11 protein-coding genes are annotated in these 11,942 nt (G+C 50.6%); 4 read left to right on the top strand and 7 right to left on the bottom strand.

Features of this window, described 5'->3' with window-relative positions:
• Nucleotides 1–11: 11 nt before the first annotated feature.
• Nucleotides 12–674, bottom strand: coding sequence for a DUF3313 domain-containing protein (locus A7983_RS22360; protein ID WP_005970762.1), 663 nt, complete (start codon nucleotides 672–674; stop codon nucleotides 12–14).
• Nucleotides 675–1,266: 592 nt separating this feature from the next.
• On the opposite strand from A7983_RS22360, the gene A7983_RS22355 reads away from it, so the two are divergent.
• A complete protein-coding gene (locus tag A7983_RS22355) occupies nucleotides 1,267–2,232 on the top strand; it encodes a chemotaxis protein (protein WP_005970758.1) in 966 nt (321 codons plus the stop codon).
• 144 nt (nucleotides 2,233–2,376) lie between these two features.
• Here A7983_RS22355 and A7983_RS22350 read toward each other — a convergent pair whose 3' ends face one another.
• Both A7983_RS22350 and A7983_RS22345 read right to left on the bottom strand, forming a co-directional pair.
• A complete protein-coding gene (locus A7983_RS22350; protein WP_005970756.1) occupies nucleotides 2,377–4,563 on the bottom strand; it encodes a TonB-dependent siderophore receptor in 2,187 nt (728 codons plus the stop codon).
• Between the two features lie 183 nt (nucleotides 4,564–4,746).
• Nucleotides 4,747–6,024 carry a TetR family transcriptional regulator gene (locus A7983_RS22345; protein WP_005970754.1) on the bottom strand — a complete coding sequence of 426 codons (1,278 nt, stop codon included), beginning with the start codon at nucleotides 6,022–6,024 and terminating at the stop codon, nucleotides 4,747–4,749.
• Nucleotides 6,025–6,117: 93 nt separating this feature from the next.
• On the opposite strand from A7983_RS22345, the gene A7983_RS22340 reads away from it, so the two are divergent.
• The gene (locus tag A7983_RS22340) at nucleotides 6,118–7,374 is read left to right on the top strand and encodes a multidrug effflux MFS transporter (protein ID WP_005970752.1); all 1,257 of its coding nucleotides are present in this window, start codon (nucleotides 6,118–6,120) and stop codon (nucleotides 7,372–7,374) included.
• A 46-nt stretch (nucleotides 7,375–7,420) separates the two neighbouring features.
• Here A7983_RS22340 and yghU read toward each other — a convergent pair whose 3' ends face one another.
• Both yghU and A7983_RS22330 read right to left on the bottom strand, forming a co-directional pair.
• Nucleotides 7,421–8,260, bottom strand: coding sequence for a glutathione-dependent disulfide-bond oxidoreductase (yghU, locus tag A7983_RS22335; RefSeq protein ID WP_005970750.1), 840 nt, complete (start codon nucleotides 8,258–8,260; stop codon nucleotides 7,421–7,423).
• 164 nt (nucleotides 8,261–8,424) lie between these two features.
• Entirely contained in the window at nucleotides 8,425–9,036 is a 612-nt protein-coding gene (locus tag A7983_RS22330; RefSeq protein ID WP_005970748.1) for an NAD(P)-dependent oxidoreductase, read from the bottom strand.
• Nucleotides 9,037–9,138: 102 nt separating this feature from the next.
• Between A7983_RS22330 and A7983_RS22325 the strand changes: the two genes are divergently transcribed.
• A complete protein-coding gene (locus A7983_RS22325; protein ID WP_039478648.1) occupies nucleotides 9,139–9,579 on the top strand; it encodes a winged helix-turn-helix transcriptional regulator in 441 nt (146 codons plus the stop codon).
• Nucleotides 9,580–9,777: 198 nt separating this feature from the next.
• Here the strand turns inward: A7983_RS22325 and A7983_RS23755 are convergent, their stop codons facing one another.
• Nucleotides 9,778–10,782 (bottom strand): threonine ammonia-lyase, encoded by a 1,005-nt coding sequence (locus tag A7983_RS23755; RefSeq protein ID WP_005970744.1) that lies wholly within the window; start codon nucleotides 10,780–10,782, stop codon nucleotides 9,778–9,780.
• Between the two features lie 52 nt (nucleotides 10,783–10,834).
• On the opposite strand from A7983_RS23755, the gene A7983_RS22315 reads away from it, so the two are divergent.
• Nucleotides 10,835–11,185, top strand: a complete 351-nt coding sequence (locus tag A7983_RS22315; RefSeq protein ID WP_005970742.1) for an ArsR/SmtB family transcription factor — start codon at nucleotides 10,835–10,837, stop codon at nucleotides 11,183–11,185.
• A gap of 375 nt (nucleotides 11,186–11,560) precedes the next feature.
• Here the strand turns inward: A7983_RS22315 and A7983_RS23750 are convergent, their stop codons facing one another.
• Complete coding sequence (locus A7983_RS23750) at nucleotides 11,561–11,779, bottom strand: KTSC domain-containing protein (protein ID WP_039478652.1); 219 nt, start codon at nucleotides 11,777–11,779, stop codon at nucleotides 11,561–11,563.
• Nucleotides 11,780–11,942: the final 163 nt, after the last annotated feature.

The raw sequence follows: 11,942 nt of genomic DNA, 5'->3' as shown, positions 1-11,942 counted from the left end.
TTTTTTTCCGCTTACTTCAGCATGTCGGCCAGTTCTTCAGCCGCTTTATCGATACCGACCTCCGCAGCGCTCAGTGCACCCACGCTGGCCCCGACGTTCATGGCGTTTGGATACTGCTTCGCGACATAGGCATTGAGCAGTTTGTTGGTTGTCGCATCATAAATTTCAACGGCATAGTTCACGGATCCGTTGAACAGGCCTTCTTTACCGCGAATGGATTGCACGATGTTGTAGGGCCCGCCAGCCAGGTCGAATTTAGTAAACGTGCCAGCAACGGGCGTCGTGGTATCGGCTCCCGTTAGCGTTAGTTTCAGCCGTAGTGTTCCGGATTCGGGTGAGGTCACTTCATTGAAACGGGAACGCAAGGTTTTACTGAACGTATCCTGCATATAGGCGGCCAGCGACTGCTTGTCCTGCGGTGACATGTCCTTAAATTGGTTGTCGCTTCCCTGATAAATGCTGACTGGGTCGACGATGATGTGGGTGTATTGCTTCCAGTCGACGGACGTGGTGTAACGATAAGGAATGCGATCCGCGTGCTCGCCTGAGTTTTGTGCCAATTGCGAAGAGGATGCGATGCCGCTGTAGCGCACAGGGGAATTACTTGCGCAGCCCGCGAGTATGACTACGAGAGCCAATACGGTAGGACGTGCAACCTGGGATAATGTGACCATGTGAGAATATCCTGTAAAGAGAATCGCGAAATAGTGTGATGACACGCAGTCTTAACCACACGAGGCCTAGTAACGCGAACCGTTCATATGGCAGAGCACCTTGGCTGTTGATGCCTATCGTTTACCGAAATGCCGTGGGAACCCTAAATCCATGCTTAAGTGACCAGCATTGACTTACGTGTATCTCTTAATAAAACTAAACTGTACGGTATGTTTTTAGTTTTTTCTGATTACAGTGTCAAGAGAAGCGTGAGGTTTTCTTCTCAGGCAACATTTCTGCCACGATTTGGGATAAGGTGTTGGCAAATTCTGCCGATATTAGTGATTCAGGGAATGTTATCTGCGCCTTAAAGGATGTGAGCCAACCGCTATACTGAGAGGGTTGATATCCGTCTACTGCTCCGATGATTACCATCGTTGGATGATGAAGTTGACACAACTAATAAATATTTTACGTTTGACGCTGGATAAGATTGAAGAATACGACTATCACGTACAGTGGAGCGGCCAGATGTTAGTTCATGTTTACTCACATCTCGAATGTTGCCTGACTACGCTATACCTATAAATAATGACTCGCACTGAGGAAAGCATGGATAATTTTCAAAAAGAGATAGATGAGAGAACAAACCTCACCGCTGCTAATAGATTCGAACTCTTACTATTCCAGTTGGGCAAATCACCTGAAGGTGGCAAGTCTGAGCTGTTTGGCATCAACGTGTTTAAACTACGTGAAATTGTTCCGATGCCTACGTTGACCAAAGCGGCTGGCATGAAATCGCCGATGCTGGGTATGGTCAATATTCGTGGGCAAATCATTCCCGTTATCGATCTTCCTGCTGTGGTTGGTAGTGCACCGGAAACCGGGCTGAACATTCTCCTTATCACTGAGTATGCACGTAGTACGCAGGCATTTGCAGTGGAGTCAGTAGACGATATTGTTCGTCTGGAATGGAGTCAGGTTCTGGCTGCTGAAGCGGGCGTGAGTAGCTCCTATATCACCAGTATTGCGCGTCTTGATTCCGACAAAGACAGTAATCGTCTGGCGCTGGTGTTGGATGTTGAACAGATTCTGTTTGATATCATCCCTGGCGATCGTGAAACCAAGCTCAAGAATGCGGAAGAGAAGGTCTATCCCTACACGCCCGGTGCGATTGCGATTGTGGCGGAAGATTCAAAAGTCGCCCGTTCATTGCTTGAACAGGGACTAACCCAGATGGGAATCCCGTTTAGTATGCACATCACTGGACAGGATGCCTGGAACAAAATACGGCAAATTGCGCAAGAAGCGCAGTCAGAAGGGCGACCGATTTCGGACAAGATCTCACTGGTTCTGACCGATTTGGAAATGCCGGAAATGGATGGCTTTACGCTGACAAGAAATATCAAGCGTGAGGAGTATCTGAAGAATATCCCTGTGGTGATCCACTCTTCGTTATCTGGTAGTGCGAACGAAGATCACGTACGCAATGTCGGTGCGGATGCTTACGTCGCGAAATTTGAGATCAACGAGCTGTCGACGGCGATCCAGACCGTGCTGAGCAAAGTACGCCGTTAAGTCGTCGAACGAGGGTGTTACAACATTCGGCCTTTGCCTCCTCCTTTTCGGGAGAGGGCAGAGGCCGATTTTTTTAGCCGTTGATTATCTGAATAACGTGCGTCCTGACGCGCTGAATAAAGCCGAGCCAGAAAGGTGTAGCTATCAGAATGAGGTCGTTACCCCTGCGTAATAGGCGCGGCCTGGTTCGTTATAGGTAGATGCCCCTTGCGCCTGACGATAAATCTGCTTATCAAACAGGTTACTGATACCGGCATTGACGCGCAGATTCTTGCTGAACTGGTAGTTCACACCCACACCCGCAACGGAGTAGCTGCCGATTTCGCGTGATGAAAGTCCGTTTTTGTTCTCTGTATGGTTCGTTGCGTATTGACGCGGTTTTTGCTTGCCGTACATCGTCCAATTGATGTTGGCAGAAAGCTTCTCTGTAGCCTGCCAGTCCAGCATCGTATTAACAGTGTATTTCGGGATGATCGACAGCGGGTTGCCGGTGTCTTTATTTTTCGATTCAATCATATAGGTGGCGTTGGTGCTCCAGTCCAGCGTGTCTTCAACCACTGGCACCAGCAGGTTGGCTTCCAGCCCTTCTACCAGCGCTTTACCGCCATTTTCCCAACGTAAGATCGCTGCATTTGACTGTGTCAGCCCGAGGATATCGGTGCCGGAAACAATCTTGTTTTTATAGTCATTGCGGAAATAGGTCACACCCGCCTGCCAACCAGCATGTTTGAATTCCAGACCGATTTCTTTGTTGACGCTGATTTCGGGATTCAGATTGTCATTACCCGCCAGATAGCAGCCGCCGCCGTTATCGTAATCCACGCCGAACGGGCAACCGTTACCACGTGAATAGAGCAAGTAGCCAGTAGAGGATTGATGAAGGTTCGGTGCTTTAAAGGCGCGTGCAATACCGGCCTTCACGCTGAACATCTCGCCCAGTTCTTGTTGGATGTTCAGGCTTGGGCTGTAATTGCCACCAAACTTGTCATGATAATCAAAGCGCAGACCGGGAATGACTTTGGTGCCGGGTACGACTTCGATGTTGTCTTCAAAATAGAGTGCGCTGAGTTCGGCACTGTTTTTGCTGCTGCGCTGAGAAGGGTTGACGGATGTGCCGGGGAGGGTATCGCGGCTGTCCCCTGGGTAACTGCTTGATGCCGGATCGTTTAACTGCTCCCGATTCCACTCCGCACCCAGCGTGAGCGTTTGTTCAGCCCAAAGCTCCAGCGGAATATTCAGTTCGCTGTTAATACGCACGTTTTTCAAACGGCTGGTGCTGTAGCGATCGCTATTGATGGATCCTTCAAAACGGCCGAATAATCCTTCATCAAGCCGGGTGTTATTCGTTTGATCGTAAGCGAAGCCCAGCTTGGATTGTCCCCAATCCCAGATGCCGTTATGCGTAATGGCATAATTCTGGCGGTACAGTCGGTTGGTTTCAGCCCCGCTCTTTGCCAGGCTTTCGGGGATTACCCCTCCACCGCTGAACTGTGTATCCCCAGTATAGATATTACCCTGACGACTGTAGCCCGCTTCAAAATCAACAATTTGCTGTGGCGAGAGTTTCCAGGACAGCAGCGTATTGAGGTCTTTATTGCGCACGCCTTCACGTCCGGCGGCGGCAGAACCATTCTGGTTACGGTTGATATCCCAACTGTCGGAATCGGTTTTATTGATATTACCGTACAACCGCATGGTGAGTGCATCACCGGCCAGCGGGCCGCTCAGGTTGATATTGGCGCGGCGGGTGGCCCCTTCTTTGCTGTTTTCCGGCTGGTTGCCGTACAGCGAAAGTGAACCGGTCCAGATGTTGGATGGACGCTTGGTGATGATATTCACTACGCCGCCTGCGGCACCGGAACCGTAGCGCGCTGCGGCTGGGCCGCGTATGACTTCAATACGTTCCACGTCTTCGACGGGCACCCAGTTGGTATCGCCTCGGGTATCTCGTTCGCCATCCCAGGCGTAGCGAACCGCATTACGCGATGTGACGGGGCGACCGTCGATGAGGATCAGCGTATTTTCCGGTCCCATTCCGCGTAGATCGATCTGGCGGTTGTTACCTCTGGCACCCGTGGCGCTGTTGCCTGTGAGGTTCACGCCCGGCATTTTGCGGATAATGTCAGAGAGATCGTTAACGGGCGGCGTTTTTTTAATGTCTTCAGCCGTAATGATGGAAACTCCGGGCTGTTGTTTTAATTCTTGTTCGGCGGTGGCTTTGACGGTCATTACATCCTCATCGGCAGCCTGTGCCATACCCAGATGTGCTCCAAGTAGCCCGGCAACGATCACAGCCAATGGTTTTATGATATGGAATTGCTGTTTGTGCATTTTTTATTTTCACCCTTACAACGCGCAGATATATGAATACAAACGAGAGTCATTTGCGTTTGGTAGTTTGATAAAAAATGGTACATATGTACAGTTTTATTGTGAGGATTGGTCGCAACAAGGGAGAGTGGGGGCTGCGGAGGGAAAGGGATTAAACGGCTTCTCTATGAGAAACCGTATGACTTAGCGAAAGGCGTGATACAACGCGGAAACCGCCTGATAGACCAGATCGCGCGGTAGAGTACGCTCATGTTTCTCCAGTAGTGCACGGATGAAAAAGCCGTTCAACAGTGTACCTAGCGGGAGTGCGGCGCTATCTGGAGCGACCACTTTGATGATAGCGACAACGGTGTTGGACCACTCAAGCGCGATAGGGCGCAGAGAAGGGCGCGAAATGGCGGCGGTAAAGAGTTCGTACTCGCGTGCCAGCTCATCAATATCTTCTATGCCTCGCATGACAAAATCGGTCAGGACATCGCACGGATTGTCATGGCGGCGCGTGTAAAACCAGCTAAACATGTCGTCACGAAACAGCGCAATCGCGCTAATCATAACGGCATTCAGCATGTCATCCAGACTATTAAAATGGTAGGTCGTTGACCCTAACGGTATGTGAGCGTCATGCGCGACAGCGCGGTGTGTTAGGGCGCGAATACCGTCGCGCTTGATGAGGTTTGTGGCCGTTGCAACAATGTGAGCGGCGCGTGGGTGTACCGCTTCCAATCCTGTTCCGCTCGGCGTGACGCCTTTTTCTGCCAGCCAGGCGATCGCCTGTTCAGACGTCGTTTCGCCAGCAAGAACGATGGGTGTTTCTCGTGGGGAAAAAGCTGGCTTTATAGTCTGAGGAACGGAAATGGTGTGTGTAATAATCGTATGTTTAGCATCGTCCGGCTGGAATAAGGATTTGGCATCGTCGAGCATCGTTTGCCGTTCCTCACGATCTAGCGTCACGAAGCCCAGCCCTTGTAACAGAAAAACGCCTTCTGTGGCGAGAAAAGCCAGGCGGATGCGCCGCATGGCTGGCGTGGCGTCACGTAGCTTGTCCAGCCTGGAGCGATAAAACGCCTGCACGGGCGCTAACATCGAAGGGGAATGAACCAGCGCGGTGAGCAGGCCAACGGCGCGCGATGTCGTCTCTTCTTCTTCCTGAGCAATCGCGGTAATGTGACCCAATACATCGGCATGAGGTTGGTCGGTATAGCATGCGGTTTGCTGCTGTGCATCCTCCTCAAAACGGGCAAGTTCACGCAACAGCATGGTCATGATCAATCGATCTTTGCTGGGAAAGCTGTAAACCAGCCCACCTTTGCTAATACCCGCTTCCGCCGCGACGGCATCTAACGTAAAGCGATGCACGCCATCGCGCAGCAGCACCTTTTCCGCGGCATCCAGAATTAGATCGTTTTCAATGGTTTTTTTGCGCGCCATCACATTGTCTTGTATTTTCGACTGGTCAGTCATATATTGCGCTCAGCAATACGCATCTTATCCGATTCGCATTCCCTTTGCTGTCGGTTATTCATGACTAAGTGGTCCATTTTTGAGGTGTTATCGATGTCTGACTCGTCTTTACTGGCGTCGCGCAGTTTTGTTCTCATCGGCATTTTAGGCATTCTGTGCGCGTTTGATGCTATGTCGATTGATATGTATCTCCCTGCTTTTCCTGCGATCCAGCAGGATATTGGCGCGGATGCGGCGGGAATGCAGACCTCGCTGTCTGTTTTTTTGATCGGACTGGCGCTTGGACAACTCATTTATGGCCCTCTGATCGATCGCTATGGACGAAAGGGTCCGTTGCTACTGGGTATCGTGCTGTTTTCCATCTCCTCCTTATTCATCGCCCATGCTTCCACGCTATCGTGGTTTATCTTCTTCCGCCTGATGCAAGGCCTCGGCGGCGCAGCCGGATTGGTGATCCCGCGTGCCATCGTGGCAGATTTGTATTCGGAACGTGATGCTGCAAAGGTGTTCTCGCTGCTTATGCAGGTGATGGCGATCGCGCCGATTATCGCACCGCCGTTGGGCGGTGTTCTGCTCGGTACACTGGGTTGGTCAGCCATTTTCTGGGTATTGACGTTTGTCGGTATGCTGATGCTGTTTGCCACCTGGCGCTGTGTTCCGGAAAGTCTGCCACGGCGTGACCGCACTCGTGGTGGCATGCTGTCGGCTTTGACCGGTTACGCTGTACTACTGCGGCAGAAAAAATTCATGGGCTATACACTATCCGGCTCTTTCGTGATGGGGGGCCTGTTTACCTATATTGGCGCGTCAGCCTTCATCTTTATTGAATATTTCCACCTGTCACCGACAACTTACAGCTATATTTTTGCATCTAATGCGCTTGGCATGGTGCTGCTGGGACAAATTAATATCTTCCTGTTGAACCGCTGGCGTGAATATCAAATCTTGCCCGTCGGGATCGCCCTGCATGTTGTCGGAGGGGTAGCGCTATGCGGTGTGCTGCTGGCTGGCATAACGTCGCTGTGGATCATCACAGGGCTGATATTTCTGACTATGAGTTTCCTTAGCTTGGTGTTCGGCAATGGGGTAGCGGTGGCAATGAATGCGGCACCGGGCCAGACGGGTTCAGCCTCTTCATTGCTCGGCGTATTGCAGTATGTTTTCGGTGGAGTTGCGGGCGTGATTATGGGGATCGTGCATGATGGCACGTTGCTTCCGCCGGTAATGTTATTAACGGTCTGTGCAATAGGGGCGCTGCTGAGCTGGTGGTATGCCTGGCGACAAACGGATATCAATACTATGGAAAATACGCTGACGGATAACTGCGCACCGGAAAGGGAAGGGAGCTAAAGGCTAATCGGGATGCCGCCTGCATTATTCGGCAGGCGGCAGAGAATTAATCCAGATCGGACGCCTGATGGCGCTCGGCAACCTGTTCAGATTCTTCTCCCCAGGTCCGGTTGACTTTTCGACCACGGATCACTGCTGGACGGGCAGCAATCTCGTTAGCCCAACGGATCACATGCGTGTATTCATGTACAGACAGGAACTCTGCGGCAGAATAAAGTGCGTTCTGTACTAACCCGCCGTACCACGGCCAAACGGCAATATCAGCAATGGTGTAACTATCGCCAGTCAGATAGCGATTTTCTGCCAGTTGACGGTTGAGAACATCCAACTGGCGCTTGGTTTCCATCGAAAAGCGGTTAATCGGATATTCAAATTTTTCCGGCGCGTAGGCGTAAAAATGCCCGAATCCACCGCCAACGTAAGGGGCGGAACCCATCTGCCAGAACAGCCAGTTCAGGGCTTCAGTACGCGTGGCGAGGTCTTTTGGCAGCAGCGCACCAAATTTCTCGGCCAGATACACCAGAATGGAACCAGACTCGAACACGCGAATCGGTTTTTCGCCGCTTTGGTCGAGTAACGCGGGGATTTTGGAGTTCGGATTGACGTCGACAAACCCGCTGGAGAACTGATCTCCATCGCCTATCTTAATCAGCCAGGCATCGTACTCTGCACCCGCATGGCCCAGCGCCAGAAGTTCTTCCAGCATGATCGTCACTTTCACGCCATTCGGTGTTGCCAACGAGTAAAGCTGAAGTGGATGCTTACCAATAGGCAGAGTTTTTTCGTGCGTCGGACCGGCTATTGGACGGTTAATATTGGCGAAGGCACCACCGGAAGAGGCGGGCTGCCAGACTTTTGGCGGTACATAAGTTGGGGAGGTAGCCATTCAAAAACTCCTTATGCATGAAAAGAGAGCGAGTTAAGTCAACACCATAGCAAACTCATGCATTTTGCTGATACCGTTCTGTTCTATATCTTCCTCATATTGATATAAAGCGAGACCCGCACACGGTTGAAAGAGGTGGTCAATGTGCGGATCGTCGTCAGAGCTTAATAGCCGACGGTAAAGCGTTGACGAATGTGTGCTGGATTTTCAATTTCATCAACCAGCGCGACAGCATAATCTTCAAACGAAATGCTGCTGCCCTTATCGTTACTCAGCAACGTATCTTTACCGAGGCGGAATTTACCAGTACGTTGGCCCGGAACAAACTCGGCGGACGGTGAGAGGAACGACCAATCAAGATCCTTCTCTTGTTTTAACAGGTCGAGGAACGCTGCACCGCTAGAGGCTTCAGGGCGGTAAGCATCAGGGAAATCCGGCTGATCGATCAGACGCTGACCCGGTGCAATTTCAAGGCTCCCCGCACCGCCGACCACCAGATAGCGTTTTACGCCTGCTGCGTTAACGGCGGCAATCAGGATAGCCGGATCGGACGAGCCAAATTTAACAGCGCTGACTACTGCATCGTGTCCCTTGAATAACGCCACCAGCACATCGTTGTCCAGTGCGTCTCCCTGCTTAGCGGTGACGTTCGGTAGTGAGGCAATTTTTTCAGGATGACGTGCAATTGCGGTGACCGTATGCCCACGGTCAGATAACTCCTTAAGAATACGCGAACCAGCATCGCCTGAGGCACCAATGAGAGCGATATGTGACATGTGGACTCCTTATTTTCTTATTTTGAGACTAAGTGACAAAAATAGACTATAGACCACCTGGATGGTACATTGCCGACTTTTCCCCGACAAGAAGTCACCAGTATGCAACCAGGTCACACAACAATGACTAATGACACCATTATCAATGAGACGGTTGGCCAAAAAACACCGTCAACGGAAAACCTCGATGATGCTGCGTTTGACCATCCTTGTCCGATCCGCGATGTGTTGGATCGCATCGGCGATCGGTGGAGCCTGTTAATACTGGAAGCGTTGGCAGAAAAGACACTGCGCTTTAACGAATTGAGTCGTCATATCGACGATATTTCACGTCAGATGCTGTCACGCACGCTCAAACGACTGGAGGCCGATGGCTTTATCGATAGGACGATCTATGCGGAAGTGCCTCCGCGCGTTGAATACTCACTGACTGCATTGGGGCATTCATTCCTGCAACCCATGCAGTTGCTGATTCAGTGGGCCGATCAAAATCATGCTGAAATTTGTCGCTCTCGCCGTCAGGCCAGGCAACGCGATGCCTGAATAGTCCTTTGACGCTTAACCAATTGGTCGCTCCAATCTAAATATCACCTCGTCGTGCGGCCTTGCCCGCACGATGGCAGTAATGTCATTCCATCTTCATCGAAATACCTCCTCAGCTTTCTTGAGACGGTTCCCATTATGAGTTCACGCTGTAACGCCTTCTTCGCACTTTGACTGCAAAGAGGGCGCTTGAATGCCTTATCCGTTTATACCGGCTGTCGCCTCATTAAGCAGCATAAGATAGCGTTGGCTTGAAATGTTCCTGCCAGTGACGACACAGACGGTTTTACGTCCTCCAATCTCCTTCGCGTAGCGAATGGCTCCCGCGACGACTGGTACTCCTGATGGTTCGACAACATGACGGTGAAGATCGAGCATTGACAGCATCGCGGCTTTGATTTCAGCTTCTGAGACGGTGAGCACGCGATCGACACGGTCGCGTACCAGCGGCCAGGTCATCGCGCTGGGCTCTATATAGCCACTGACGCCTTCGGCGATGGACGGTGCCAGATCGACGGGAAGCGTGTCACCCGCCTCCTTCCAACGGGCGAACGTTGGGCTGGCTTCACTTTGTATGCCCCACACTTCGATCGCAGGGTTGATTGCTTTGGCTGCCGTCGCAATCCCTGAGATGAGCCCGCCCCCGCCGATGTTTACCAGAATGACCTCCGCATCCATCCAGTCTTCCATAATCTCAAGACCGATGGTGCCGCCACCGGCAATCATATACGGGTTATCGTAGGCAGAAACGAAGGTGGCACCAGACTGTTGTGCGACAACAATCGCTGCTTGTCTTGCTTCTTCTACGTCATCAAAAAACATAACACGAGCGCCACAGCCTTGCATGGCTGCAATCTTCATCGGATCTGCCGAACGTGGCAAAAATAAGGTTACGGGTATGCCCGCGACCTGACCGGCATAGGCGAGCCCTAATCCGTGATTTCCTGCCGTCGGGGCGATGACGCCAGCGTGGCGCTGTTCTGCATCCAGATTGGCAAGAACGTTTGCTGCGCCCCGCAGCTTGAAGCTGCCGGTCTGTTGAAGATTTTCCATTTTGAGTCGGATTTCTGCACCAACAAGCGCGGATAATTCCTGCGAGTGGTCCAGCGGTGTTCTGCGTATCGTTGTTTTAATCTGCTGAGATGCGTCGTAAATATCTTTCAATGTTACGGAGTCGGTTGCTCTTTGGTGCTTGCTTGTCATAGTATTCCCCTATCAACTGTATATGAAAATGACTATATAGGTGTTTGGCTATATGAACAAGCAGGCAACGACAACGGCCGATTTACTACGGGCGCTCGGCAATGAGCAGCGACTCATCATTTTGGAATGGTTGGCCGATCCTCGGGCACACTTCCCAGAACAGCAGGATGGCGATCTGGTAAAGGATGGAGTATGCGTAGGGTTTATCACTGAGAAGATTGGCCTCAGCCAGCCGACCGTCACTGGTCATCTCCAATATCTCGCGAAAGCCGGAATTGTCACCTCGAAACGCATCAAAAACTGGGTGTTCTACAAACTCGTCCCCGAGCGTTTAGACGAAGCTGTCGCGGTATTATCCGAGCTTGCACAGGCCACCTCACGTCAACATACGTCGTCAGAATAAGCTATAAGCATCGCTTTTGACGTCATCACTTTCCCTGAAATTTGTCAGCTTATCTGTGAGGTTGACGAACAGATAACGCCAGTGCTTACGCGGCTGTACAAAATATCAGGCATTTTATATCGCCTCTGATTGTCGTAAAGAGATCCTCTATTCTTCCGGTAAGGGGGAATCGAGCAGGTTACCGCCTTAGTCCAGGCGTTGGAATAAATAAGAAGGGGATAATTCTTTGGCTATTTTATCGCGGTAAGCACACTCGGTAATACAGGTTTTTTTCACTATCGCCGCACTCAGAAGAGACAATTTACCCGATTCACGTTGAAATCCGGTGATGAAATGCCTTTGCATTAGGTATCTGCTAAATCGATAGCATTCAACCTATCGGACTTTTCTGCATAAGAATTTATCTTTTATTACGCCATCAAAGAAACGACCTTTAGAGACGACAGCGTCAGAAATAAATTTTTTATAGATAGATTCGGGCACGCCAACATATTGATAGATATCTTTGTTATGAAACGTTATCTCAAGGGTGTGCGTCTTTAGGTCATACCCAATGAAATCAATTCGTGACGATGAAACCTGCTGTCGCTGCAATGCTTGTTCCTCTCCTGCGTAAAATAAGATTAAATTATAAAAAATTTACTGCATGACGCATTGTCGACGATCATGCTTATTTATTGAATATGTATCAAATTTCTGGCGGGTTGGTTAGTAAAATCGTTGCTTTATCATTTTTATGCTGTGAATTTGTTCAATG

The organism is Pectobacterium wasabiae CFBP 3304 (assembly GCF_001742185.1).
Classification (GTDB): domain Bacteria; phylum Pseudomonadota; class Gammaproteobacteria; order Enterobacterales; family Enterobacteriaceae; genus Pectobacterium; species Pectobacterium wasabiae.
This window is presented reverse-complemented; position numbering and strand designations above follow the sequence as displayed.